Here is a 26,058-nt window from a genome sequence, read left to right on the forward strand (position 1 = left end):
AGAAACTTTCAAACATGTTATATACATTTTATTTTTTAAAGGAGTTGACAAGGATTAATGGATTATTCATTAGGAATTGATATTGGCTCTACCACTGTAAAAGTCGCTGTCATCGACAGCGGACATAATATTCTTTTTTCTGATTATAAAAGACATTATGCCAATATAAAAGAGACTTTGCAGGAGCTTCTGACAGAAGCCCGGAAGCAAGTTGGAAACGAAACTGTTCACCCAACGGTAACCGGATCCGGCGGTATGGCGATTTCTGAATATTTACATATTCCGTTCTGCCAGGAAGTTGTCTGCGTGTCTCACGCATTACAGGACTACGAGCCAAAGACAGACGTGGCCATCGAACTTGGCGGCGAGGACGCCAAGATCATCTACTTTACCAACGGCATCGAGCAGCGGATGAACGGCGTCTGCGCCGGCGGAACCGGCTCTTTCATCGATCAGATGGCGAGCCTTCTGCAGACGGACGCTTCCGGCCTCAATGAGTATGCCAAGGGTTATGACACCATCTATCCGATTGCCGCACGCTGCGGTGTATTTGCAAAGACTGACATTCAGCCACTGATCAACGAGGGAGCCACCAAGGAGAATCTTGCAGCCTCCATCTTCCAGGCTGTGGTGAATCAGACTATCAGCGGTCTTGCCTGCGGAAAACCGATCAAAGGTCACGTGGCCTTTCTGGGCGGCCCGCTTCATTTTATGCCGGAGCTTAAAAATGCTTTTATCCGCACGCTGCATCTGGACGAGGAGCACATCATCGACCCGCCGCACTCTCATCTTTTTGCGGCTGTGGGCGCGGCTCTTAATTCCAAACAGTACTGCGCCATGGATTTTGATGAGCTTCTGGGCTATTTTGAATCGGAAATGCATCTGGCCGTGGAGGGAGAACGTCTGGAACCGCTGTTTAAAGATCAGGCGGAATACGATGCTTTCATCCAGGAACACAACCGTTTTAACGTAAAGAAAGGCGACCTGGCTTCCTATAAAGGAAAATGTTATCTGGGTATCGACGCCGGCTCCACCACCACCAAACTGGCGCTGGTGGGCGAGGACGGTTCCCTGCTGTGGCGTTTTTACGATAATAATAACGGAAGTCCGCTAAAGACTTCCATCCGCGCCATGGGCGAGCTGAAAAAGGTGATGCCAAAGACAGCCAGGATTGCCGGTTCCTGTTCTACCGGATACGGCGAAGCGCTGATTAAGGCAGCCTTCAATCTGGATCACGGCGAAGTGGAAACCATGGCTCATTATTATGCGGCCGCTTTCTTTGAGCCGGATGTGGACTGTATCCTGGATATTGGCGGACAGGATATGAAATGTATCAAGATCAAAAACAACGCTGTGGATAACGTCATGCTGAATGAGGCATGTTCTTCCGGCTGCGGTTCCTTTATCGAGACTTTTGCCAAGTCTCTGGATTACTCTGTGGAAGACTTCGCCAAAGTGGCGCTGTTTGCCAAAGCTCCGATTGATCTTGGTTCCCGGTGTACCGTTTTTATGAATTCCAAGGTTAAACAGGCGCAGAAAGAAGGTGCCAGCGTCGGCGATATCTCCGCCGGTCTTGCCTACTCTGTCATCAAAAATGCCATTCTGAAGGTTATCAAGCTGACAGATCCGAAACAGCTGGGCAATAAGATCGTCGTACAGGGCGGAACATTTTATAATGACGCTGTTCTTCGTACCTTCGAGAGAATCTCCGGCTGCCATGCAGTCCGTCCGGATATTGCCGGCATTATGGGCGCTTTCGGCGCCGCGCTGATTGCCAGAGAACGGGCGGATGAAACCGGCCCGACCGGCATGCTTTCCATGGATGAGATTCTGAAGCTTAATTACGACACGACCATGAGCCGGTGTCCGCACTGTAACAACCATTGTCTTCTGACCATCAATGACTTCGGCAACGGACGCAATTTCATCTCCGGAAACCGATGTGAGCGCGGTCTCGGCATGGAGCGTAATCACGAGCATGTACCGAATCTTTACGATTATAAATATAAACGGATCTTCGGATATAAATCTTTAAAAGAGGAAGAAGCGCCGAGGGGCGTTATCGGTATCCCGCGGGTATTGAACATTTACGAAAACTACCCGTTCTGGCATACTTTCTTCACAAACCTCGGATTCCGGGTAGTGATCTCCCCGAAATCTTCCCGTAAGATTTACGAGCTGGGCATTGAATCCATTCCGAGCGAATCAGAATGTTATCCGGCAAAGATCGCCCACGGCCATGTGATGTGGCTGCTGCAGAAGGGCATCAAGACCATCTGGTATCCGTGCGTGCCTTACGAACAGAACGAAACGCCGGACGCCAACAATCATTACAACTGCCCGATCGTTACTTCCTATGCGGAAAACATTAAAAACAACATGGAAGAGCTGCGTGACTCCGACATTCTTTTCATGAATCCGTTCCTGGCTCTCGACAATGAGGAAGCTTTAAAAGTCCGTCTTTTTGAAGAGCTGAGCCAGCATTATGACGTGACGAAGGAAGAAATCACCGAAGCCGTGGATGCCGCCTACAAGGAGGCTGCGCAGGTACGTCAGGATATCCGCACCAAAGGTGAGGAAACCCTTGCTTACCTGGCGGAAACCGGCAAGATGGGCATCGTCCTCTGCGGACGCCCGTATCACATCGACCCGGAGATCAACCATGGTATTCCGGAGCTCATTAACTCCTATGGCATCGCCGTGCTGAGCGAGGATTCCATCTGTCATCTGGGCAATGTGGAACGGCCGCTTATCGTATCGGACCAGTGGATGTATCATTCCCGTCTGTACGGCGCCGCCAACTATGCTAAGAAAAATAAACAGCTTGAAGTGATTCAGCTGAACTCTTTCGGATGCGGACTGGACGCCGTCACCACCGACGCGGTCAACGACATTCTTTCCAATTCCGGACGAATCTACACGGTACTGAAGATCGACGAGGTCAACAACCTGGGAGCAGCAAGAATCCGCATCCGTTCCCTGATCGCCGCCGTGCGCATCCGGAACAAAAAGAATATCGAACCGGAGATCGTTCCTGCAAACATTGAAAAGGTGGAATTTACCAAAGAAATGCGCAAGGATTATACGATCCTGGTACCGCAGATGTCGCCGATTCATTTCGACCTTCTGGCACCGGTATTCCGCCATTGCGGCTACAACGTGGATGTGCTGCCGCAGATGGGCAAAAAGGCAGTGGATACAGGGCTGAAATACGTAAACAACGACGCCTGCTATCCTTCCCTCATCGTTGTGGGACAGATCATGACCGCCCTTACTTCCGGTAAATACGACCTGAACAAAACGGCTGTCATCATTTCCCAGACAGGAGGCGGCTGCCGGGCAACCAATTATATCGGTTTCATCCGCCGTGCCTTGGCCAAAAATGGCTATGGACATATCCCGGTAATCAGTATCAGCGTACAGGGCATCGAGAAGAACGAAGGTTTCAAGATCACGCCTGCCCTTCTGATCCGTATGCTTCAGGCAGTAGTCTACGGCGACCTGTTCATGCGCGTTCTTTATCGTGTCCGCCCGTACGAGAAGGTGAAAGGTTCTGCCAATCATCTCCACGAGGTATGGCAGAAACGCTGCATCAAGTCGTTACAGAAGGCCCGTTACGGAGAATTCCGGAGAAATGTAAAACAGATCATCCGCGACTTCGACACCCTGCCGATCACGGAAGAGCGTCGTCCTCGTGTCGGTATCGTCGGCGAGATTCTGGTGAAGTTCCTCCCGGACGCCAACAATCATCTGGTTGAGTTACTGGAAGCGGAAGGCGCAGAGGCTGTGATGCCAGACCTTCTGGACTTCATGTTCTACAGCCTGTATAACGCCAACTTCAAGTCGGAATACCTGGGCAAGTCTTCCTGGACCGCCAAGTTATGCAACGCCGGCATTCAGGCCATCGAGCTGTACCGCGGATTCCTGCGCAAAGAGCTGGAGAAGAGCAATCGCTTTGATCCGCCGCCGCACATCAAGGATCTTGCAAGATACGCTTCCCCGATCGTCTCCCTGGGCAATCAGACCGGCGAAGGCTGGTTCCTTACCGGCGAGATGGTCGAGCTGATCGAGGGCGGCGCGCCGAACATCGTCTGCACCCAGCCGTTTGCCTGCCTGCCAAACCATGTAGTGGGCAAGGGCGTTATCAAGGAACTGCGTAGAAAATACCCGCAGTCCAATATCGTCGCCATTGACTATGACCCGGGCGCCAGCGAAGTAAATCAGGTCAACCGTATCAAGCTGATGCTTGCAACCGCCCAGAAGAATCTGGACGAACAGATCGCAAAGGAAAAGAAAAAAGAAGCAAAGAAGAAAAAACCGGCAAAACGGGCTGCCCTGTAGCAGCCTCCTGCCGGAGCCAACCATCTATTTCCATAAAAAGAAGCCGCTGAGGAATTCACTCCAGCGGCTCTTTTTATGTGCTATTATTCAAATATTTGCTGCGATTCCTGGCTGATCATCGCCTTTCAGGCAAATCAGCCGGAATCAATTTTCTTCGCAGATCTTACAGAAACTATTTTCTCTCCTCGCGGATCTTATTGAGACGTTTCATTACATCATTTTCTCCGGTTCCGAAGTATTTATGTAAGGTCTTGTACTCCTCGTAAAGCTTATCGTACACTTCTGTGTTGTCCGGATTCGGTGTATAAACCTTATCTTCCACCTGACCGATCTTCTGTGCGATCTCGCTGGCGTTCTTGTATCCGGTCACCTGCTCGGATGCTGCTGCAGCGCCGAGGATGGCTGCGCCCAGAGCGCTGGCCTGTGTGGTGGCGGAAATGCGGATATTCTTCTTACAGATATCAGCGTACACCTGCACCAGCATGTGGTTCTTCACCGGGATACCGCCGCTCAGTACGATGGAATTTACCGGCACGCCGGCATCTTCAAAGGATTCGATGATCATTCTTGTGCCGTAAGCGGTCGCCTCGATGAGTGAAAGGTAGATCTCTTCCGGTTTGGTAAGCAGGTTCATTCCCATGATCATTCCGTTTAAATTAAAGTCCATGAGCGGGGAACGAACGCCGTTAAACCAGTCAAGGGCCAGCAGACCGCTCTGTCCTGCCTTGTAATCTTTCAGACGGTCGGTGAGCAGCTGATGAACGGAGATTCCTTTTTCTCTCGCCTCCTGTGCGTAGCTTTCCGGTACGCAGTTGTCCACAAACCATGCGAAATGGTCGCCCACACAACACTGTCCTGCTTCGTAGCCGAAGTAGCCCGGCATAATACCGTCTTTTACAAGGCCGCCGACACCCGGGATACCTGCTTCCGTCTCTGAGAGCATCATATGACAGGAAGATGTTCCCACAATGATCATCATCTCGCCCGGCTCGCCGATACCGCAGCCCGGCAGAGAGGAATGTGCGTCAATGATTCCGGTTCCCACAGGAGTTCCTGCCAGCAGACCAAGCTGTCTTGCCATGGACTCGCAGAGGTATCCGGCTGTCTCACCGATGGATTTGATCGGCGCATCCATTTTCTCCTCAATAAAATGTTCCATCCGTGAATCGAGGGCTTTAAAGAAATCATTGGAAGGATAACCGGTATCATGGCGGTAAAAAGCTTTATAGCCGGCGCCGCAGGCGCTTCTTGTTTCTTCGTCGGTCATCTCCCAGATAATCCAGTCCAGAGCCTCCATCATCCGGTCTGCTTCCTCATACACCTTCGGAGCATGACGCAGTGTCTCAAGAACCTTCGGAATCATCCACTCACTGGAAACCTTGCCGCCGTAGAGGGACAGCCAGCTCTCTCCTCTTTCTTTCGCGATCTTGTCGATGAGCAGCGCTTCCTCTTCCGCACCGTGATGCTTCCAGAGCTTGACATAAGCGTGCGGCTCATCCTTAAACTGTTCCAGATGACATAACGGCGTCTTATCTGCCTTCACCGGAAGAATTGTTGAGGAAGTAAAATCGACGCCGATACCCACTACCTCTTCCGGGAACGCTTTTTTCTGTGCCATCACATTGCGGACGGTGATGATCAGTCCCTCCAGATAATCCTGCGGATCCTGCAGCGCCCAGCCCGGCGCCAGCCGTTGACCCGACGGAATGTGCTCCTCCATAACACCGTGCGGATACTCGTAGATACTCGTAGCCACCTCTTCTCCTGTGTGGATATCCACCATCAATGCCCGCACAGACAGTGTCCCATAGTCCACTCCAATTGCATACTTACTCATGTTCCTTCTCCTTTCGCTCACGCTAATATATTGCTTTATTTTACCATTTCAGGCTTCACGCCGTCCATGTTTTCTTTTGGTGTGTCATACTGTTTTTTAGTTCCCGGCTGCATCCATTTGCATCAGTTATCTCATGCTGTCTTCTGTGCAGACTCCTGTCCCCGGTACGTTTCCTGCCCGGCTGAAAAATACGCCGCCACTTTCTCCGCATACTCTTCCAAAAGTCCCAGATCCCAGAGTACCTGCAGAATCGTGAAGCGGTTGCGCACTTCCTTAGCGAGGATAACTGCATCTTTCACCAGTTCCGGAGAAATGCCAAGCTGCTGCGGATTGACCGGCTCTCCCAGAGACGCCATCATTTTCTCCAGCTCTTTTCCGGATGGAATCTCCTCCCGGATCAGCTCCCGGATCTGTGTCCATTTTTCTTCCATGATATCCAGTCGTCTGTTCCGGTTCTCCACGCTGTTTTTGCCACAGCTTTCCTCCAGCTCAAGAATTCCAGGCGCTGCGTCCTTATAGCAGTCGCACACTTTTTTCTTCCAGCTCTCGTAATCCGGCTGCCGTTTTTTTGCCGCTGCAAAGTCCGGCGCTTCTTTCTCCAGCATTTCGTACATTTTTATAACAGCCAGCATACCGACGCCCACCTTGATTCCATGGAGGATCGGTTTCTTTCCTTCCATCTGGAACTGCATTTCCCAGTAATGGGACAGATGATGCTCGCTTCCGGATGCCGGGCGGGAATTGCCCACAAAACTCATGGCAACTCCTGTCAGTACCAGAGCTTCCATCAGATGCTTCACTGCCTCCTGGTTTCTCTGCTTAATTCCATCGCTCTCTTCCACCACGATCTCAATGGACTCCTTCACCATCTTGTCGATGACCTCACAGTAATATTCGTCTTCAATGAGATGGGCCATCTTCCAGTCCACCAGACAGGTATACTTGCCTAAAATGTCTCCCAGACCTGCCACGATCATCTCCATAGGTGCCTTTGCCAGAATCTCCGGGTCTCCCAGCACCGCCACCGGAACATGGGCCTGATAAGTTGTCTTCACATGGTTATGAATCAGCGCGGCTCCCACAGAAACAAACCCGTCCATAGACGGCGCAGTGGCAAAAATCATATAGTCAAGATTTAACTGAAAACTTACAAACTTGCAGAGGTCGTTGAGCGTTCCGGATCCAACCGCCAGCAGCAGATCCGTTCCCTTCTGATATACTTCCATCACTTTGCCCACGGCCTGCTCGTCAGGAACCAGCTCCTCATCCGGCAGCACCAGCGTATAATAATCCAGGCCCGCAGCCCCTAATTCCCGCTCTGCGGCTTTGCCCGCAGCCTCCCAGGTATTCACGTCGCACACCACAAAAATATTCTTATATCCAAATTCTTTGATGTGCTGCGGAAGACGGGAAAGCGCCCCCTCTTCAATATCTATTCTCCTGAGATTCGTGCTGTGGGTGTGACCACAGGAACAATGGATTTCCTTTTCGAGATACTGTGAAAGATTATTGCTTGCTGCCATAGTGATTCCTCCTTCTGATTGCTGCAAATTATTCTCGGACATGGCGTGGTTTCCGGAATCCCATGCTCTGTCATCCTGTTGTCATACATTCTACCTGAAAAAATTTTTTCGTCAATATGCCGGAAAAGCGCTGATTACTAATCAAATCTATAATAAAATTAATCAAAAATCTGATTAATTTTTCTCAGAAAAAAAGACGGCGTTTCCACCGTCTTTTGATTACTAATCAAAGAAAATCTCCGCATTTCCACTCTGCTGATTAATTTTTCAGATTTGATTACCTGACATTTACCTGGCTGGAAAATAAACTGCGTACTACCAGGAAGAATCATTGTTTTTTCTGTAAATGTGGCGGTTCCCGCCGTCATCTGCTATACTGTTCATAACATTAGCAAAGGAGATCTTCCATTTATGCCAGATAAAAAGAAACCTACCACCAGAGACATAGCCAAAGCCTGCTTCGTCTCTCAGTCCGCTGTGTCCATGATCTTAAGCGGCCGGACTGATATGCATTTTTGAAAGAAACTGTGGAATTGGTGCAGCGTACCGCCACGGAAATGGGATATGTGTATAAGCCGAGAAACCGGCGTGCAAAAACAGATATGAAGTCCACCATTATGATCATGTGCCCGTCTCTTTCCACTCAGTATTATACCACGCTGATTCAGGCCATCACCCAGGCGGCCCAGAGTATGGGGCTTTATGTCCTGATCGCCTACACAAACCGTCTTGAGGAGCAGGAGACCTACTATCTTCATATGGCGGAGGATAATGAATACTACGGAATCATCTATACATTTGCTCCGAAGGCGGTCTCTTTTCTGAGCCGGCTGCACCGGAAGATTCCCGTCGTCATGATCAATGATTATAATCCGGAATTAAAGCTGGAGCTTCTGGAGCTGGACAGCAAGAAGTCCGGACACCTGCTGGCCAGACATCTGCTGGAGCTTGGTCACCGGAACATCGCTTACGTGACCACGCCGCTCAATCCGGCGGAAGTACCCCGCCTGCGCCGTCTCCAGGGTATCCGTGAAGAATACGAACAACAGGGCCTGCCTTCCTCGCTGGTACACGTTCTGGAAGCCAGAACAGAGGAAGAGCAGAGCTCTGCCGTGAGCAATAAACATTATGAGACCGGTTATCAGCTGATTCTGAATTATTTCCACGGTTCCCCCGGCGATATCACCGCTTTCGTGGGCACCAATGATTTTGTGGCCATCGGTATCATAGACGCCCTGAAAAAACTGGGATACTCCGTACCCGGCGACTATTCCGTCTGCGGCTTTGACAACACGCTGGTATCTTCCTTCTCGGGCATCTCCCTGACTACCATCGATCACTGCATCGATGAGAAAGGCGCACAGGCCGTACAGATGCTCCTCAATCAGAAAAAACGCCTGAAGGACGGCCCCCAGAAGAAGACGCCGCTCATGCGGCTGGAATACGAGCCGCAGCTCATCATACGCCGCTCCACCGGCAAGCCGCGGAAAATGTAGCGGCGGCGCTGCAGCTCCATTCAGGCCCAGAGCAGACCGCCAAGCGGACGAAATTCCCTCCGGTTTCCACAGCAGCAAGCCACCCGGCCGCTACAGCCGCATCGGGATTCCCCGTCCGGACAGATACCGTTTCAGATCCATGATCTCAAGCTCCTTAAAGTGGAACAGGGACGCAGCGAGGGCGGCGTCCGCCCTGCCCTCCTCAAAGGCGTCGTAAAAATGTTCTTTCGTTCCCGCGCCGCCGGAAGCGATGACCGGGATATTTACATTTTCAGAGATGATACGGGTCAGCTCCAGGTCGTAACCGGCTTTGGTGCCGTCGCAGTCCATGCTGGTAAGAAGAATCTCACCAGCTCCCAGCTTCTCCACACGCATGGCCCACTCCACGGCGTCCATCTTCATATCTATCCGGCCGCCGTTTTTAAAGATATTCCAGCCGCTGCCGTCTTCCCGCCGTTTGGCGTCGATGGCAACCACCACGCACTGGCTGCCGAACTTGTCCGCCGCCTCGCTGATCAGTTCCGGACGCATGATGGCGGAGGAATTCACGGAGACCTTGTCGGCCCCCTCCCGGAGGATGGCGCGGAAATCATCCACTGTGCGGATGCCGCCGCCCACCGTAAACGGGATAAACACCTTTTCCGCCACCCGGCGCACCATGTCCACCACAGTATTTCTCGCATCGGAGGACGCCGTAATATCCAGAAAAACCACCTCGTCGGCCCCCGCCTTATCATAGGCAGCCGCAATCTCCACCGGATCCCCGGCATCCCGGAGATTGACAAAATTCACACCTTTTACCACCCGTCCCTCGTGTACGTCAAGACAGGGAATAATTCTTTTCGTAAACATTATATCCTCCTATCTGTTTTCCAGATGAATAAAGTTATCCAGTATCTTAAGACCTACTTCACCGCTCTTTTCCGGATGGAACTGGCAGGCAAAAATATTCTCGTGCTCCACAGATGCGTGAATCTTCGTAGAATAAAACGTTGCAGCCGCCACATCCTCCTCATGTTTTGCAGACAAATAGTAAGAGTGAACGAAATACACATATGGATGTCCTTCAATTCCTTTAAATAAAGTGGCGCCTTCCCGAATATCCAGAGAATTCCATCCCATATGAGGAATCTTCAATCCTTCTCCATCCGGAATCCGCCGAATGCCCCCGGGAAGCAGCCCGAGACCTTTCACGCCCGGCGTCTCGTCACTGTCCTCAAACAAAAGCTGCAATCCCAGACAAATACCGAGAAACGGAGTTCCCTGCCGTACGGCATCCTGAATCACCGATTCCAGCCCATAACTTCTTATCTTACCCATGGCATCTCCAAAAGCTCCCACCCCCGGAAGGATGACCCGGTCGGCTGACAAAATCTCTTTTTGATCCCTTGTTATCTTTACTTTCTGACCCAGATACTCGAGCGCCTTTTCCACACTCTTAATATTGCCTGCGTCGTAATCAATGATCGCAACTGACATTATACTTATCCTTTCTCTTTTCGTTATAATTAATCCGGTTACATCAAATCATCTGTCTTCTGTCCCAGCTCTGTCACATAGATAAACTTGAATATATATTATAATCTTGTTGTTTTTATAATATTTATGCACTATTCTTCTATCTCTATTTCAGTGAGACTGCCATTTTTACCCTATTTATTCTAGTAGATTTTCATAAATTATGCAATATTAATGTATAGGATACTTACAAAAAAACGAATCCTAAATTATTTATTGATTTTTCAGCAGGATTGTAATATTATAGTGATAACAATAATATAATTTTTTAATTATTGTAGTATGAAAGGGGAATTTCAAAATGAAATCAACACTCAATGTACAGTTTGGTGGCAACACAGTTGAAAGCAAAGAAATCATCGCCGCTGCAAAAAAAGTCTGGGTAGATGAAGGCAACCAGAACCGCAAAGTAAAAGACTTATTAAAATTGGACCTCTATGTAAAACCAGAAGAAAACGCAGTATACTATGTATTTAACGATGACGAAAGCGGAAGCTTTCCTTTATATGCAGAATAAAGGCACAATGACACAACGATAAAATACCCTTCGCGGATACATTCCACGAAGGGTATTTTTTATCTCAAAAGCAGCACTGCCGCCTCACAGCTGTCCAGCGTCAAACATCCGCTGCAATCTGTCTCTTCTTTCTTCACTGTCTCTTTTCCCATATTGGACAACAGCACTTTCTCACATCCGCCTGCCAGCATGAGCGTCTGCGGCTCCTTTTCATAGTTTGCCGCCACAAGGACATCCTGCCCGGCTTCAGAAATTCTGTGAAACGCAAATACGTCACCGTTCTCCTCATAATCCGGAACAAATCTGCCATAAGTCAGCGTCTCTTTGTATTCCGGATGCTTCTTAAGGGCCGTGAGCGCCTTATAATAAGATAACAGGGAATCACTCCTGCCGGCCTGTTCCTCCACATTGATCTCCCTGTAATTTGAGTTCAGCGCCAGCCACGGCTCTCCTTCCGTGAATCCTGCATTTCTTCCGGAACTCCACTGCATCGGCGTTCTGGCATTATCCCGGCTGTTCTCAAAACAGACCTCCATAGCTCTCTCTTTCGTACATCCCGCCACGAGAGCTTCCCGGTACTGGTCTTTTGTACTGATATCGTCATATTCCGATATATCTTCTCTGCGGCAGTTTGTCATGCCAATCTCCTGTCCCTGATAAATAAAAGGAATACCATAAAGCAGAAGCGACGTGGTGGCAAGCATTTTCTTTCCCGCCTCATTTCTGGCGTGCTCCGGCAGGAAACGGCTTGCTCCTCTCGGTTCATCGTGATTCTCAATGATGTTGGCTGCAAAACCCACCTTCTGCAGCTGAAGCTGCGATGCAAAAATAGTATCTCTCCACCCTTTGAAATCAAACGTCTTATTCTCATACCAGCCCTTCTCGCCCTGCATCAGTGTGTGGGCGCTGAAATCAAACATGGTGGAGAAATGTCCGTCATCTCCGATGAACTCTGTCAGCTCATCCTCTTTCATATTAAATACCTCTGCCACGGTAAACGCATCGTATTTTGCAAATGTATTGCGTTTGATATCCTCAAAATAATCACCGACGCCACCCACTTCTTCCACCATTTTAATGCAGGAAGCAAGACCGTCCGGCCCATCTGGTTCAAAAGACGGAAAACGCAGATCCTTCTTGATATTGATAATTGCATCAATACGGAAGCCGGCGATCCCTTTTTCCAGCCACCAGTTGATCATCTTATAAATCTCCTGGCGAAGCTCCTGATTCTCCCAGTTCAGATCAGGCTGTTCCTTCGCGAAAAAATGCAGATAATACATGTCCGTTCCCGGCACCGGTTCCCAGACGCTGCCTCCAAAATAGGAACGCCAGTTATTTGGCACTCTTCCGTCTTTTCCTTTCACGAAGTGAAAATATCCGGCATATTTCCCGTAAGGATCCTTCAGTGCCTTCTGAAACCATTCATGTTTGTCAGAACAATGATTCACCACCAGATCCATGACCACATACATATCCCGCTTCTTTGTCTCCGCCAAAAGTTCATCAAAGTCCTCCATGGTGCCAAATTCTTCTCCGATATTATAATAATCTGAGATGTCATAGCCCTGATCCACAAAAGGGGACTGGTAGATGGGAGAAAGCCATATGATATCAATCCCCAGTTCTTTCAGATAATCAAGCTTTGTGATCACGCCACGAAGATCTCCGATACCATCTCCGTTAGTATCCAGAAAACTTTTCGGATAGATCTGATACGCGATCTTGTCATGCCACCATTTTTTCTTCATAAATTTTTCCTCTCTCCTCTTTTCTTTTACGCCGCCGGCCGGACGCCGACATCAGCAATACCGGTATCAGCGGCATCAACAGCATCAGTTCCCGCAGTCCAGATCAAAGTAGAAGTCCACGCCGTTTTCCTGATTGCTCACGCCGAACTTCTTACCATGGGCATTCATAGTAGCCGCCACAATGGACAAACCGATACCGCTTCCACCGTATTCCCTCGTTCTTGCCTTATCCACTTTATAAAACTTGATCCAGAGTTTTTCAAGCTCCTTCTCAGGAATCAGGCTGCCGTCATTATAAACATGAATCCGCAGATCTTTTTCCTTACGTTCAAACCAGATACGAATCTCTCCATCCTGAAAAACGTGATTCAGCGCGTTGGACAAATAATTACTGAACACCTCTTCAATCATAAACTCATCCGCCCAGACGTAGACTGGTCCCTTCTCCTCAAAAACGACCGTATTATTTTTTTTGGCAAAAAGAATCTGCGTGGATGCCAGTTTATTCCGGATCATTTGACAAATATCAAATCTCTGCATATTAAGCTGCTGGTTGCCGAATTCAATCTGATTAAGGGTCAGAAGCTTCTTCACCATGGTATTCATTTTCTGCGCTTCGTCGGCAATAACCTCACAGTAGAAATCCCTGCTCTCTTCATCATCCGTAATATTCTCCTTCAATCCTTCCGCATAGCCCTGAATGAGCGCAATCGGCGTCTTCAGCTCATGACTGACATGGGAGAGGAATTCCTTCCGCATCTCATCAATCTGCTCTTTTTTCTCAATATCCTTCTGGAGTTCAAGGTTAGCCGCCTTCAGGTCCGCAATGGTCGATTCCAGCTTCTCAGACATCTGATTCATAGAATTGCCCAAAACTTCCAGTTCATCTCCGGTATCCACATGAACTTTGGCGTCAAAATCCAGATGCGTCATCCGGTTTGCCACAACCGCCATATCCTTAATCGGTCTGGTAAATCTTGTGGAAACAAAAAAGATAATGATACTTCCGATGAGAATACCCGACATACCGGTATAAGTAAGAAATCGGCTGCTGATCTCCGCACTATCCTGAATTCCTTCCAGCGCAACCCGCATGGCAATAAGATAATTATCATCGGTGAAGCCAAAAAGATAAATTCCTTTCTGCCCGCTGGCGCGGTCTGTCAGCTGCGTCACAAAATATCCTTTTTGGATGAGCGTTACAAAATTATCCTCTTCTCCATCTGCCTGTCCCGGAAAAATCCTCTTTCTTGCCATATATTCATCAAAAACGCCTTCTTCTCTGCCGAGAATCACCTGACTTCGAATTTGATCCAGATAACCAAGAATCTCCTCATAGGTTTTGCTGCCATCGATCAGATTACTGAAAATAACCACCTGTGAAAAATAATAGTCGCTGGACTGGGCGATCATCATCTTAATATTGGTGCTGTTGGAAATCTGCTCCAGCTCTTCATTTACCATCGTCTGACTGTCACTATCCCCCAGCACATTCTTTACCTCCTGAAATGTGCTGACAATGTTCGCTTTTTCTGAAGCAATATAATACCTTTCCGCAAAGGCGTGATTCAAAAACCAGGTAAAATAAATCACAAAACCGACGATGAAAATCAAAATTGCCGTCAGCTTGAAACGTATCGAATAGTATTTCATATCATCATCCTAATCCACTTCAAATTTGTAACCCATTCCCCAGATGGTCTTAATGTATTCTCCTTTGTCACCCAGCTTGCTTCTGAGCTTCTTTACGTGGGTGTCGATGGTTCTGGCGTCGCCGAAATAATCGTAATTCCACACGTTATTCAAAATCTTCTCTCTGGAGAGGGCCACGCCCTGATTCATAACAAAATAGGTGAGGAGCTCAAATTCTTTAAAACTTAAGGAGATCGGCTTTCCATCAATCTTCACCTCATGGGCGGCGATATCGAGCTCGATGCCGCCCGCCTCCAGCACCTCGCCGGCTGCCAGAGAATTACTTCTTCGCAGGATCGCCTCCACCCGTGCCACAAGAATCTTCGGGCTGAACGGCTTGGCGATATACTCGTCCACGCCCAGGTCAAATCCATTGAGCTCATCGCTCTCCTCGCCCTTGGCCGTCAGCATGATGATCGGCACCTGAGAATACTGTCTTATCTCCTTGACTACTTCAAAGCCGTCAATCTTCGGCATCATCACATCACAGATGACAAGACTGATACTCTTGTCTTCAAAAAATATATCCAGCGCCTCCTCACCGTCGGCTGCCTCAACGACTTCGTAACCTTTCTTTTTTAAAAAGTCTCCGACCAGCTTGCGCATTCTGCTCTCATCGTCCACCACAAGTATTTTTAATTTCTCCATATATATCCTCCATCCCACAGCATATTTTACTTTAAAATTTAGTAACAATTCAGCCATGACATCCCGGAAATTCGCAGCTAACGCAGCTTACCAGACGCCTGGCTGAACTGTTACAGATATAATAGTCATCTTCTATGAAAATAATGTGAAAATATGACCGGAAATCTTATCTTTTTGTCACCCTCTTCACAACACGCCAGACTGCCAGAATAATCTCCCGGGCAACCGCGAATACCACAAACATCAGCAGAAATCCCACAAGACCGAAGATGACATCGTCCAGATCCATGGTTCCGCTGCCGGAATACCACTGACCAATCTCGATGGCAAAGGTCAGGACCAGAATCAGGGTAAATACATAAATAAATACAATGACCAGCACATGATTCCGGCTCAGTAATTTAAATAACGGATAAATGACCAGTACCAGCGCCATGCCGATGAGGCCGATCACCAGAAAATGCAGCTCCTTATCCGTAAAGCTTTTCTCATAGGTATCGTTCAGCGATAAAATATAACTGTGCGACTTCGCAATGAGAACCATCAGGCTTTCCAGAATTGATTCCATATTTCTTCCTCCTATTCTATGGCGTTCTCCGACGCACATTTTGATCCGCCGGAATAAAACCATTTTCTTTTATGTCCATGGACAAAGTGCAAATACCCGTCCGTTAAAATAAAACAGAAAAAAGCAGGTTTACACCTGCTTTCCAGTATAGTATAGATGCTTTGTCTCAGTCAAACTGTTTTATTTTCGCGAATCTGACAGTTTCTTCACACGCCGAAAAAGCTGATAGAGGAAATCAAGCAGCGCCGACATGAGACAAATTCCCACTGCCAGTCCGAGCGCGTACATGATAAGTTCCGAGCCATAGATTCGGCTCACCGCCCAATGCTTTTGTACGGCGTTGCTCATCATATAGTACAGTGAACCTCCCGGAATCAGAGGAATCAATGTGATGATCACATAGAGATTCGCCGGACAGTGCCGGATTCTCGCCAGCAGTTCCCCGTACAGCACAGAAAAAAAGCTGGCACATAATGTTGCCGAAAAGATATCTCCTGTGGAAGCCTCCAGATTATAAAAAATTATCCATCCGAACATACCTCCGGCCGCTGCCAGAAACAGATGCCTGGGCCTCATATTAAATACCATGCCAAATCCCAGAGATCCAAGAAATGCCGTTACTGTTTTAATAATCGCTAATTCATCCATAACCACGCCTCCTTACCATACGCCTGTGATCCAGACAGAAAGTACAAATCCACAGGCGATGGCGCCCGCCCAAAGTATTGATTCGACAAGACGCATGAGACCGGAGATCGTATCTCCGATCAACACATTCCTCACCGCATTGGTGAACGGCACTCCCGGTATAAGCAGCATGATGTCTCCTATCATAATCTTATCCACATGCACCGGAAGAAACCAGGACAAAACGCAGATAATCAGGCCTGCAAGAAAAGAACAAAACAGATTAAAAATCACAGTATTCATGCAAAGCGGCGCCAGCCATTTCTGCATGGCGCAAATGCATACCGCAACAATTGCTGCCATGAGCGCGTCCGTTACATTTCCTCCAAAAAAAACGGTAAGTCCTCCGGCCGCCAGTATACTGCCGCACAGAAGATAAAAACTGTTCTGCCCGCCATCTCTGATTCTGTGTACTTCCGCCCGGAGTTCCTCTACTGTTAAAGGTTCCTCACAGCACCTGCGGCTCAATGCATTCAGATCTTCGATTTTCCTGAAATCCGTGCCTCCTGACGTACGGATCCGCCTCGTTTGTGTAAGCATCTCGCCATCAGGGAAAGTCATAGTCACCACAATACTTGAAGTAATGACAAAAACATCTGTCTCTTTTGCTCCGTATGCTTTTCCCATGCGGCTTATGGTTTCCTCAACCCTTCTTATCTCGGCGCCGCTGATGAGCAGAAGTTCACCCACATGCATCAACTGATGCAGCATCCTATTCTCCGTATTCATTTCTCTTCTCCCAGATACATTTCCTGTATATTATTTATCCCACTGCGTGAGATTATATGTATTGATCACTCTGCTGAGCTGACTCACATAGGAACCGGAAGTTGCGTAGCCGCCGTTTTTTATGATCTGCAGCTGCCGCTTGTAGCTTTTTGTATCAGTCAGTCCTGCATAGCGTTTTCGGCTGCCGTTTCTGGCATTCAGCAGATAGGCGGAGTGGTCTTCGATAGAATCCTCAATGCAGGAATACTTGCGGAACTTGGCCGTAATGCTGTACCGGCCGCCGGAACCGTATTCATATGTACGTTTTTTATAATAATTCACGCCGTCCCAGGCAGAACCGCTCCAGGTATTGCCTGACAGATTCATCTTCATACCGAAGAGATTGTTGCCGTTCTGCGCCAGAGTGGACTGCCCCCATCCGCTCTCCAGAATGGCCTGCGCCATGGTGACAGAAGCAAGAATTCCTGTCCGTTTATAGTTCTCCCTGGCGATCGGTCCGATTTTTTTGATGAAAGACGACTGCGATATGTTCTTCGCCTTGGTGGCCGTTTTGGAAATGCCCGGACGAACCTGCAAAGTTACGGTTTTTGACTTTCCACTGTATGAATATTTCAGTCCGAAAAAGGAAGCCGCCTGATTCACCGGCACCAGAAGATCTCTGACGTCGCTCTTCTGGAAAGTAACAAAATACGGCTTCACTTTGAGTTTCATCTTCGTACCATTGACCTTAGCATATTTTTTATTGGCATAAAAAATGACCTTTCTGGCGCCATAGCGCAGGGTCACTTTACTGCCGTCCGCACTGTAGGAGGCGCGGATTCCATTATCGGAAAATAAAGTTTTACATGGAACATATATGGTCGAACCGATTTTCACCGAAGGGGCTTCCTGAGAATCAGAAGCCATGGATACTTCTTCGCCGCTGTATCTGATATTAACAATTGTTCCTTTCAGACTGGTTGCATTACCGTTTTTGATGACGGGAATCCTTGCCGCCGATGCAGGCACAGCCTTCCACGTCATGCTCATGGCGGCTGCAGCCAGAATTATAATTAATTTTTTCTTCACAGTATTTCTCCTCTCGACAAAATTTGTCTTATCTTTTGACACATTTTCATTATTAAAACACATTCTCCCCGGAATATATTACAAAAGTATTATATATTGGAAATATGTCCGTAATAAGTTTTTTTCAAATTTTATCGGGAGGAGTATCCTGCCTGATCAGATCAAATCAGATCTGATCCAATGCCTGAGCCAGATCTGCAATCAGATCGTCTGCGTCCTCAATGCCGCAGGAATAACGGATCAGATCCGGTTTTACTCCGCATGCCTCAAGCTCTGCGTCATTCATCTGGCGATGAGTTGCACTGGCCGGATGGAGACAGCAGGTTCTGGCATCCGCCACATGAGTCTCGATTGCTCCCAGCTGCAGATGCTTCATAAAGTTCTCCGCCGCTTTTCTTCCGCCTTTTACACCGAAGCTTACCACGCCGCAGGAACCATTCGGCAGGTATTTCTGCGCCAGATCATAATACTTATCGCCTTCCAGACCGCAGTAATTTACATATGTCACCTTCTCATGATTCTTTAAGAACTGAGCCACTGCCATGGCATTTTCACAATGACGTTTCACTCTTACATGAAGACTCTCCAGGCCCAGATTCAAAATAAAGGCATTCTGCGGAGACTGAATGGAACCGAAGTCTCTCATGAGCTGCGCTGTCGCTTTCGTGATGTACGCGCCCTCAAGGCCGAAACGTTCTGTGTAGATCACGCCATGATAACTGTCATCCGGCGTGCAGAGTCCCGGATACTTATCCGGATATTTGGTCCAGTCAAACTTGCCGCTGTCGACGATGCAGCCGCCGACTCCTGCTCCGTGTCCATCCATATATTTGGTGGTGGAATGAGTAACGATATCTGCGCCCCACTCAAACGGACGGCAGTTGATCGGCGTAGCAAAAGTATTATCCACAATCAGAGGTACGCCGTGAGCATGAGCTGCTTTTGCAAACTTCTCGATGTCCAGCACAGTGAGAGCCGGATTGGCTATGGTCTCTCCAAAAACAGCCTTTGTATTCGGGCGGAACGCTGCGTTCAGTTCTTCTTCCGTACAGTCAGGATCAACAAAAGTGAACTCAATGCCCATCCGCTTCATTGTCACGGCAAACAGATTGTAGGTTCCGCCGTAAATGGACGCGGAAGAAACCACATGGTCACCGCAGGAGGCAATATTGAACACAGAGTAGAAAGATGCTGCCTGTCCTGAAGAAGTCAGCATGGCTGCGGTTCCTCCCTCCAGTTCACAAATCTTCTTTGCCACATAATCGTTGGTCGGATTCTGCAGTCTTGTATAGAAATATCCCTCTGCTTCCAGGTCAAAAAGCTTGCCCATGTCCTCGCTGGTGGCATATTTAAAAGTCGTGCTCTGTACAATCGGAATCTGACGGGGCTCTCCGTTGCCCGGCGTATACCCTCCCTGTACACATTTGGTATTTAATGAGTATTCTTTCATGTTTTTCCTCCTTCAATGTATCGTCACTGGCAGGTACTTCCACCTGCCGCTGCCAATTATACTATCATGTTCCCGGCAAAAAATCCAGCTTCGAGAGCGGAATCCGCCGGTCTTCCTCAAAATACATATAAAAATCTGCCGGACACCAGGGCATCTTATAAATCCGCTCGAACACCGGATAGAAAATGCAGTCTTCATATACGTCAAGCTGCTCGTGAAGAAAACGGTCGTGCTCCTCATGTTCCCCGTCTCCAAAATCTGTAAATGCAAAGGAATATTTTCCTTTAAATCTTTCTGCCTGCTCCTCGTCCAGCCTTTTTAGCACCTTATAATAATTATAGAGAAGAAAAAGCTTGGACACCGGCACAAAGCGTTTCCCATTCTTCGTCATCAGAAGCTTCGGCGCGCGGCCGTCATAATGAAAGTTCTCTGTTCCGATAGCCTCCAGCTGCAGGAGTCCCTCCTCTATCTTTCCGTCCAGCAGATGTATAACGCTCTCGTAGGCGCGCCTGATATTGGCGTAGGGCAGATCATGCGGCAGATGATAATAACATTTTCTGATCATCTGCATATTCCAGCGGCTGTACTCTGAAAGCAGCCCTTTATAATCCGCAAGGCATCCCGGCCGCACCGCATACTCCCAGAGAAACGCCAGCATGTTCTCATACATGACCACATCCCGGTCGTCATAATTAAGCCGTCGCAGACAAGTATCGTAACCTTCCCGGTCAAAGTTTTTTTCTTCTGTAAAATGCACTGCCTGTTCCATAAATACCTCCTTCTCAGAAATCCCCCTCACACCGGTAACTGCCAAGAATCTTCAACTCCTGCGTCTCCTGCGAAAGCTGAAACAGCAGGGCGCGGATTTCTTTTGTGTCCATATTGGCGGACAGTTCCGCAAAAAAACGATAATTCCAGGTATCGCCCTGCCGGAACGGACGGGAATGGATCTCTGTCATATTTACGCCGTAATCAGAAATCATAGACAGAATACTGCTTAAACTTCCGCTTCTGTTCGGACAAGTAAACATGATCTTTATGCGGTTATGCTCCGGCAGAACCACAAGTTTTCCGGCAAAAATGACCATCTTGCGGCGAACGCCTGCCGCGTCTGTCTGCACGCGGCACTCTGTAATATAGAGTCCTTTATCCAGCAAAAGCTGATGCATCTCATCCGACACGCCTGCGCCGACTTCTTCTATGATGCCCATTCCGGCATCTGCCTTGCCGCTTTTTATCATTTCTCCCACGGACTCATAGGAGTCTACCGTCAGCACATCGTCTTTGGAACATGTCTCGCAGAGATAAAGTTCTTCTTTCACCATGCACAGACGTCTGGCGGCTTCAGACTCTCTCTCATAAAAAAACGGGAAACAATCTCTAAGCTCCATAGTCCGCCCATATTGATATTTGCGGCTGACTTCCATGATCCTTTTGATGAGCGCCGTATATTCTCGCACCAGCCGCGGTTCCATCCCTTCCGTCTGCTTCCTGATGATGGCGTCTTCCCGGTCCGGCTTATAAATCTCATCTTCCGTTTCCGCCTTAATACATGCCACCTGATCGGCCAAAGACATTCTTTCCACAAAAAGCTTCCGAATCTCTCCGTCCACCCTGTCAATATTTTTTCTTACTTCTGATAATTCCATCTGATACCTCACTTTTTATATTAGTGCAATTGATGCATCCATCTGCTGCTACATATAAGAAAACAGAGGCCGCATCGACAAATGCCCTCTGTCAATGGCAGCCTCTGTTTATTATATAATGTTTTTTTGAATCTGAAAACATGGAAATGCAAAACTTATATTGATGCATATCAGCTCATTGCGCTTAAAATTTCAATAGCATTTCCGTCAATCATTCTTCTTCCATGTTCCTCCAGGTACGCTTCCTCAAAACCGAGCTCACCGGCCTTTCCTCCGTATTCCTCTGCGGTGATCATAAAAGCAACCGCCTGGGCATCCGACTCACACTGGGAGAAATCCACTAACAGCACATACTCCTCATCCGCTTTGTACAGGGTAGAATACAAATGCGCTCTCTCACCCAGCAGAGAACAAAACTGAACCAGCCTGGAAAAATCTCCAAACACCAGTTTTCTCGGAGGAAAATCAGCTCCTCTCTTTTCGCCTGCATCTTTATCAGAAACGGCAGCGTCCGCTCCGCCGCCGGTCGTCGTCTCCTGCTCTTCCACATCGACTTTTCCCATGCAGACTTCCTGAAGATCTCTGGAAATCTCCTCAAAAGCCTTCTCCTTTTCTTCTCCGGAAAGGGCGTACACCTCCGCCAGTCTCTCATCCGTTATTTTTTTATTTAAAGCGGAAGTCATTTTTTTAATCTGGTCCAGGTCCCTGTCAATGGCAACATCTGGAAATGTACAGCTGATGGTCACCAACAACTGGTCTGCCGGCAGGGATCTGGCGATGTAATTCTGTATACCATTCTCCGTGTGCCAGTCAATATAATTCTGTGAGCTCTTTACAATCGCGTTGAGAAATTCTTCCATTTGCTTGCTGTCTGTACTCAACGTCTGTAAGTCAAAACCCATACTGTCGATTTCTTTCTTATGAATCAGACAGCGTATCGTTTCGTCGTCAATCTTCCAAAAAAACATCGTATCCCTCCTTCCTTCCCTTTATTATAGCAAAATTATTAGCCATGTCAACACTCGAGTGCTAATTTCTCTTTTCCTGCTTGTCCTTATAGAAATATATTTTTTTAATTATATCATAATTTATCTGATTTTGTTACCGCACATCTGTAAATTCACAAAATATTTTTTCTATTTCGCATTTTTAACTGAAAACACAAAAGACAGAGGCGGCCATACATCATATTATGACCGCCCCTGCCGGGATAGTATCTTATTTTTTGATTATTTATCCATATCTTTTTTTGATTTCTTCTGTCCATAGGAGTTGTTGAATACGTCCACCATTTTCTCCATCTCCGCATCGTCCAGAAGTACCGGTTTTCCGATCATTCTTGCTTTCACATAGACCTCTGCACAGCCTTCGATCTGTTCCGCTATGTTGAAAGCATTTAAAATATCTTTTCCTCCGGTGATGAGACCATGATTTGCCATGAGCGCGGCATTTCTGTCTTTCATGGCATCAAAAGTAATCTCTGCCAGTTCCGGTGTTCCGAAAGACACATAATCTCCGCAGCGTACATTAGGACCCCCGGCAAAAGCAACCAGATAGCTGGATGCCGGCAGTTCCTCCCGAAGAACGGCAAGTACAGTGCTGTAAACGGAGTGAGTATGTACCACAGCATTGATATCGTCACGTTTCACATAGAAAATCCTGTGCAGTTCATGCTCACTGGATGGTTTTCTTTTTCCATCTACAACCTCGCCCTTCAGATTCATTACGACCACATCTTCCGGCTCTGTCTCAAAATAATCAATTCCGCTCGGGCTGATGGCAAAGAGTCCTTCCTCGCGGTTAAAAATACTGATGTTTCCGCCGGTTCCTTTCGTCAGTCCGTGCTCTATGAGCATTTTACAATATTTTACAACATCTTCTCTTTCTTTTTGTAATAACATAATAAACTCCTTTCATCGGCAAACCGTATTTTTTTCTATTTTATCACATTTTATACTCATATAACATCGGCCTTCCCTCGATAAACCGCTGTACATCCGCCACAATCTGCTTTGTATGATTTGACAGCACATCATCGGTGGCGCCGGCGATATGCGGCGTGATGACCACATTATCAAGCTCGGTGATATATGGATGATTGCTGGCAATCGGCTCTTTTGCGTATACGTCAAATGCAGCGCCGGCAATCCGTTTTTCACGGAGAGCATCAATGAGCGCCTCTTCATCGAGGATGGCTCCTCTGGAGCTGTTGATAAAATACGCAGTCGGTTTCATGAGAGCAATCATTTCTCTGCTGATGATACCTGTGGTCTGAGGTGTAACCTTCATGTGACAGGTGATAAAATCAGAATTTTTCATCAGATCTTCCAGTTTCTCTGCTTTTTTCACGCCAACCTCTTCGATGTCGATAGGGCAGAGGAACGGATCGTAAATGAGAAGCTCCATGCCGATCGCGCGGGCAATCTTACCTACCCGGCGGCCGATACTTCCATAACCGACGATACCAAGAGTTTTACCTTTTAACTGTGTTCCCTTAAATACCACATATGGAGATCCCGGTTTCATATCCCATACCATATCCACCTTCAGTCCCTCTTTGGTCGTTTTTACCGCGTTCGGGTCCGCTGTAAACCGCCCTTCTTTGAGCGCCTTATATGCCATCGGAATTCTCCGGGCGATGGAGAGCATAAGGCCGATCGTCATCTCCGCTGTGGTATCTGAATTGCGGCCCGGCGTATAGATAACCGGGATACCTCTTTCTTTTGCCGCCTGCATATCCACGTTGACCGGTGTAGCGCGCGTACAGGCAATAAGCTTAAGATTCGGCGCGTTCTCAATAACCTTCCTGGTGATGTCATCATAGCTGGTGATGATAATGTCAGCGTCTTTGGATTTTTCCATCAGCTCTTCTTCTTCCATTTTTGCCAGTCCGACAGCCCAGCCGTCTTTTACAACCTCGCCAATCTCATACAAGTCTTTTAATTGTTCTTCATCGTATTCTGCTGTAAAAAATATTTTCATCTTATTTCCTCCCAAATGAACAGTTTCTGGTCATATCACAGACGCCGCAAATTCTGTTCACCTTTTCTTCCATATTACCGGTTTATCTTTTTCATTAATTTCGCACGGTCTGTCCACAAATCAGCCAGAGATACGCGGACTCCTTTGTATAAAGTATAGATATCTTCATAGACCGCGCTCTCTTCTTCTCTCGGACGATAGACACATTCTGCCCGGCACGCCTTCGCTGCCGCGTCATCGTAGTCTTTGTATTCACCTACGGCAATGCCAAGCATCATGGCCGCGCCCTTTGCGCCAAATTCATTTCCGGCGGAAACTACGACTTCCATGCCCAGCACATCTGCAATCATCTGTGCCCAGACAGGACTCTTTGCTCCGCCGCCGGCCAAATAGATCTTGCTGTCAGTTTTCGCATTCTGCAGACAATCCTTAATAGAAAGGCTTATGCCCTCGTAAACAGCATGAATCAAATCTGCCCGTGTTGTGTTCGCGGATATTCCAAAGAAATTGGCTTTGGCATATGGATGATAAAAAGGCGCCCTCTCTCCTGCGGCGCTTACATACGGATGGTAGATCACGCCATGACTGCCGGCCGGCACTTCAGAAATTATCTTGTCTATCTCATCAAAGTCTGAAGTTTTGGCAATTTCTTTCAGCATCCAGTCAATATTAGGCGTACCGTTCATAGTAGGCATAAGATTTACAAATAAATCTCCCACAGCATGTTTTTCATATCGTGTTCCTTCTTCTCCGAACACACATGCCTCTTTTTTCTTAAATATTTCATTGGCACAGGTGGTTCCAAGAATCACACAGATATCTTTATCTGTCACTGCACCGATTCCCACTGCGGAGGCAATGACGTCAATGGCTCCCGCCACAACCGGCGTGCCATGGGCAAGGCCCAGTTCATCTGCCACCTCGTCCAGAACATTTCCCACAATGGTATCAGACGCCACTGGCGGTGCAATGATATCAACATATTCACCCAAATCTAATTTCTTTAATAAATCCACGGCTATGGTTCCTGCTTTTGCATCCATCAGAGATGTGCCGGAATCGCTGAGATCTCCGTAAATAGTTCCGGTCAGCTTATAACGCACCCAGTCTTTACAGAAAAACATCGTCGACGCCCTGTCAAGTACGTCCTTCCTGTTATTTTTCATCCATTTCAACAGCATAAGCTGTGTTCCGGTCAGCGGAGGCGTTCCGGTAGTCTCAAAAACCATTTTCCCCAACTCCGGATTTGTCTCCGTCACATTTTCTACTTCATCAACGGCTCTTCCATCACACCACAGAATGGCATCCTGCACAGGCTGTCCTTTGTCGTCCATCAGCCAGATTCCCTCTCCCTGGGCGGTCACCCCGATTCCCAGAATGTCCTCCTTGTCTGCCGGTCCGTTCTTTACGAGATTCTTCACGCAAAGAGCAACTTTGTCCCAGAGGACATCCATGTTCTGCTCTACGTCGGTATCTCCTATGTATACCGGCTCATTTTCCAGAGATTCCACCAAAAGTTCCTGACCGCTGCAATCAAACAAAACTGCTTTCACACTGGACGTACCTGCGTCAATGCCAATAATGTACTTCATTAAATTCCTC

The 26,058-nt window shown here is 47.8% G+C and carries 21 protein-coding genes; 3 read left to right on the forward strand and 18 right to left on the reverse strand.

From position 1 onward, the window contains the following. The first annotated feature begins 57 nt into the window (after positions 1 to 57). Complete coding sequence (locus B5F87_RS02600; protein ID WP_087276328.1) at positions 58 to 4,341, forward strand: 2-hydroxyacyl-CoA dehydratase; 4,284 nt, start codon at positions 58 to 60, stop codon at positions 4,339 to 4,341. Between the two features lie 172 nt (positions 4,342 to 4,513). Here the strand turns inward: B5F87_RS02600 and B5F87_RS02605 are convergent, their stop codons facing one another. Continuing rightward, the gene (locus B5F87_RS02605; protein WP_087276331.1) at positions 4,514 to 6,178 is read right to left on the reverse strand and encodes a ribulokinase; all 1,665 of its coding nucleotides are present in this window, start codon (positions 6,176 to 6,178) and stop codon (positions 4,514 to 4,516) included. A 131-nt stretch (positions 6,179 to 6,309) separates the two neighbouring features. Next, the gene (locus tag B5F87_RS02610) at positions 6,310 to 7,701 is read right to left on the reverse strand and encodes a sn-glycerol-1-phosphate dehydrogenase (RefSeq protein WP_087276334.1); all 1,392 of its coding nucleotides are present in this window, start codon (positions 7,699 to 7,701) and stop codon (positions 6,310 to 6,312) included. Between the two features lie 515 nt (positions 7,702 to 8,216). On the opposite strand from B5F87_RS02610, the gene B5F87_RS02620 reads away from it, so the two are divergent. Continuing rightward, positions 8,217 to 9,197 (forward strand): LacI family DNA-binding transcriptional regulator, encoded by a 981-nt coding sequence (locus tag B5F87_RS02620; RefSeq protein WP_087276341.1) that lies wholly within the window; start codon positions 8,217 to 8,219, stop codon positions 9,195 to 9,197. 90 nt (positions 9,198 to 9,287) lie between these two features. Here the strand turns inward: B5F87_RS02620 and hisF are convergent, their stop codons facing one another. Together hisF and hisH are read right to left on the reverse strand one after the other, a co-directional pair. Then, positions 9,288 to 10,049 carry an imidazole glycerol phosphate synthase subunit HisF gene (gene hisF, locus B5F87_RS02625; RefSeq protein WP_087276344.1) on the reverse strand — a complete coding sequence of 254 codons (762 nt, stop codon included), beginning with the start codon at positions 10,047 to 10,049 and terminating at the stop codon, positions 9,288 to 9,290. A gap of 9 nt (positions 10,050 to 10,058) precedes the next feature. Further along, positions 10,059 to 10,676, reverse strand: coding sequence for an imidazole glycerol phosphate synthase subunit HisH (gene hisH, locus B5F87_RS02630; RefSeq protein WP_087276346.1), 618 nt, complete (start codon positions 10,674 to 10,676; stop codon positions 10,059 to 10,061). Positions 10,677 to 11,016: 340 nt separating this feature from the next. Here hisH and B5F87_RS02635 point away from each other — a divergent pair, with 340 nt between their 5' ends. After that, positions 11,017 to 11,232: a DUF6465 family protein gene (locus B5F87_RS02635; RefSeq protein WP_087276348.1), complete on the forward strand. Its 216-nt coding sequence runs from the start codon at positions 11,017 to 11,019 to the stop codon at positions 11,230 to 11,232. A gap of 59 nt (positions 11,233 to 11,291) precedes the next feature. Here B5F87_RS02635 and B5F87_RS02640 read toward each other — a convergent pair whose 3' ends face one another. The 14 genes from B5F87_RS02640 to B5F87_RS02705 form a co-directional block, all read right to left on the reverse strand. Next, positions 11,292 to 12,983 (reverse strand): alpha-glucosidase, encoded by a 1,692-nt coding sequence (locus B5F87_RS02640; RefSeq protein ID WP_087276350.1) that lies wholly within the window; start codon positions 12,981 to 12,983, stop codon positions 11,292 to 11,294. Positions 12,984 to 13,067: 84 nt separating this feature from the next. Continuing rightward, the gene (locus B5F87_RS02645) at positions 13,068 to 14,636 is read right to left on the reverse strand and encodes a HAMP domain-containing sensor histidine kinase (protein ID WP_087276353.1); all 1,569 of its coding nucleotides are present in this window, start codon (positions 14,634 to 14,636) and stop codon (positions 13,068 to 13,070) included. 9 nt (positions 14,637 to 14,645) lie between these two features. Further along, the gene (locus B5F87_RS02650) at positions 14,646 to 15,323 is read right to left on the reverse strand and encodes a response regulator transcription factor (RefSeq protein WP_087276356.1); all 678 of its coding nucleotides are present in this window, start codon (positions 15,321 to 15,323) and stop codon (positions 14,646 to 14,648) included. Positions 15,324 to 15,489: 166 nt separating this feature from the next. Continuing rightward, positions 15,490 to 15,891 (reverse strand): hypothetical protein, encoded by a 402-nt coding sequence (locus B5F87_RS02655; protein WP_087276360.1) that lies wholly within the window; start codon positions 15,889 to 15,891, stop codon positions 15,490 to 15,492. A 180-nt stretch (positions 15,892 to 16,071) separates the two neighbouring features. After that, positions 16,072 to 16,539 (reverse strand): threonine/serine exporter family protein, encoded by a 468-nt coding sequence (locus B5F87_RS02660; protein WP_087276363.1) that lies wholly within the window; start codon positions 16,537 to 16,539, stop codon positions 16,072 to 16,074. Between the two features lie 12 nt (positions 16,540 to 16,551). Further along, a complete protein-coding gene (locus B5F87_RS02665) occupies positions 16,552 to 17,307 on the reverse strand; it encodes a threonine/serine exporter family protein (RefSeq protein ID WP_087276366.1) in 756 nt (251 codons plus the stop codon). 30 nt (positions 17,308 to 17,337) lie between these two features. Then, complete coding sequence (locus tag B5F87_RS02670; RefSeq protein WP_158096927.1) at positions 17,338 to 18,375, reverse strand: glucosaminidase domain-containing protein; 1,038 nt, start codon at positions 18,373 to 18,375, stop codon at positions 17,338 to 17,340. Between the two features lie 166 nt (positions 18,376 to 18,541). Further along, positions 18,542 to 19,825: an O-acetylhomoserine aminocarboxypropyltransferase/cysteine synthase family protein gene (locus B5F87_RS02675; RefSeq protein ID WP_087276373.1), complete on the reverse strand. Its 1,284-nt coding sequence runs from the start codon at positions 19,823 to 19,825 to the stop codon at positions 18,542 to 18,544. A 64-nt stretch (positions 19,826 to 19,889) separates the two neighbouring features. Then, entirely contained in the window at positions 19,890 to 20,594 is a 705-nt protein-coding gene (locus B5F87_RS02680; protein WP_087276377.1) for a hypothetical protein, read from the reverse strand. A gap of 13 nt (positions 20,595 to 20,607) precedes the next feature. Next, a complete protein-coding gene (locus B5F87_RS02685; RefSeq protein WP_087276380.1) occupies positions 20,608 to 21,474 on the reverse strand; it encodes a chorismate mutase in 867 nt (288 codons plus the stop codon). 170 nt (positions 21,475 to 21,644) lie between these two features. Then, a complete protein-coding gene (locus B5F87_RS02690) occupies positions 21,645 to 22,442 on the reverse strand; it encodes an adaptor protein MecA (RefSeq protein ID WP_087276383.1) in 798 nt (265 codons plus the stop codon). Positions 22,443 to 22,703: 261 nt separating this feature from the next. Beyond that, a complete protein-coding gene (locus B5F87_RS02695) occupies positions 22,704 to 23,375 on the reverse strand; it encodes an L-fuculose-phosphate aldolase (protein WP_087276387.1) in 672 nt (223 codons plus the stop codon). 43 nt (positions 23,376 to 23,418) lie between these two features. Next, complete coding sequence (locus B5F87_RS02700; protein ID WP_087276390.1) at positions 23,419 to 24,456, reverse strand: 2-hydroxyacid dehydrogenase; 1,038 nt, start codon at positions 24,454 to 24,456, stop codon at positions 23,419 to 23,421. A gap of 74 nt (positions 24,457 to 24,530) precedes the next feature. Then, a complete protein-coding gene (locus B5F87_RS02705; RefSeq protein WP_087276393.1) occupies positions 24,531 to 26,048 on the reverse strand; it encodes an FGGY-family carbohydrate kinase in 1,518 nt (505 codons plus the stop codon). Positions 26,049 to 26,058: the final 10 nt, after the last annotated feature.

The organism is Eubacterium sp. An3 (genome assembly GCF_002159465.1).
Lineage (GTDB): Bacteria > Bacillota > Clostridia > Lachnospirales > Lachnospiraceae > Anaerobutyricum > Anaerobutyricum stercoris.

What these genes read in the sequence shown, in the direction of transcription:
- B5F87_RS02650 (WP_087276356.1), bottom strand. Translation starts at nt 15,323, where the DNA reads ATGGAGAAATTAAAAATACTTGTGGTGGACGATGAGAGCAGAATGCGC.
- B5F87_RS02605 (WP_087276331.1), bottom strand. Translation starts at nt 6,178, where the DNA reads ATGAGTAAGTATGCAATTGGAGTGGACTATGGGACACTGTCTGTGCGG.
- B5F87_RS02695 (WP_087276387.1), bottom strand. Translation starts at nt 23,375, where the DNA reads ATGTTATTACAAAAAGAAAGAGAAGATGTTGTAAAATATTGTAAAATG.
- hisF (WP_087276344.1), bottom strand. Translation starts at nt 10,049, where the DNA reads ATGTTTACGAAAAGAATTATTCCCTGTCTTGACGTACACGAGGGACGG.
- B5F87_RS02655 (WP_087276360.1), bottom strand. Translation starts at nt 15,891, where the DNA reads ATGGAATCAATTCTGGAAAGCCTGATGGTTCTCATTGCGAAGTCGCAC.
- B5F87_RS02635 (WP_087276348.1), top strand. Translation starts at nt 11,017, where the DNA reads ATGAAATCAACACTCAATGTACAGTTTGGTGGCAACACAGTTGAAAGC.
- B5F87_RS02705 (WP_087276393.1), bottom strand. Translation starts at nt 26,048, where the DNA reads ATGAAGTACATTATTGGCATTGACGCAGGTACGTCCAGTGTGAAAGCA.
- B5F87_RS02680 (WP_087276377.1), bottom strand. Translation starts at nt 20,594, where the DNA reads ATGGAACAGGCAGTGCATTTTACAGAAGAAAAAAACTTTGACCGGGAA.
- B5F87_RS02640 (WP_087276350.1), bottom strand. Translation starts at nt 12,983, where the DNA reads ATGAAGAAAAAATGGTGGCATGACAAGATCGCGTATCAGATCTATCCG.
- B5F87_RS02600 (WP_087276328.1), top strand. Translation starts at nt 58, where the DNA reads ATGGATTATTCATTAGGAATTGATATTGGCTCTACCACTGTAAAAGTC.
- B5F87_RS02690 (WP_087276383.1), bottom strand. Translation starts at nt 22,442, where the DNA reads ATGTTTTTTTGGAAGATTGACGACGAAACGATACGCTGTCTGATTCAT.
- B5F87_RS02665 (WP_087276366.1), bottom strand. Translation starts at nt 17,307, where the DNA reads ATGAATACGGAGAATAGGATGCTGCATCAGTTGATGCATGTGGGTGAA.
- B5F87_RS02660 (WP_087276363.1), bottom strand. Translation starts at nt 16,539, where the DNA reads ATGGATGAATTAGCGATTATTAAAACAGTAACGGCATTTCTTGGATCT.
- B5F87_RS02675 (WP_087276373.1), bottom strand. Translation starts at nt 19,825, where the DNA reads ATGAAAGAATACTCATTAAATACCAAATGTGTACAGGGAGGGTATACG.
- hisH (WP_087276346.1), bottom strand. Translation starts at nt 10,676, where the DNA reads ATGTCAGTTGCGATCATTGATTACGACGCAGGCAATATTAAGAGTGTG.
- B5F87_RS02610 (WP_087276334.1), bottom strand. Translation starts at nt 7,701, where the DNA reads ATGGCAGCAAGCAATAATCTTTCACAGTATCTCGAAAAGGAAATCCAT.
- B5F87_RS02685 (WP_087276380.1), bottom strand. Translation starts at nt 21,474, where the DNA reads ATGGAATTATCAGAAGTAAGAAAAAATATTGACAGGGTGGACGGAGAG.
- B5F87_RS02645 (WP_087276353.1), bottom strand. Translation starts at nt 14,636, where the DNA reads ATGAAATACTATTCGATACGTTTCAAGCTGACGGCAATTTTGATTTTC.
- B5F87_RS02700 (WP_087276390.1), bottom strand. Translation starts at nt 24,456, where the DNA reads ATGAAAATATTTTTTACAGCAGAATACGATGAAGAACAATTAAAAGAC.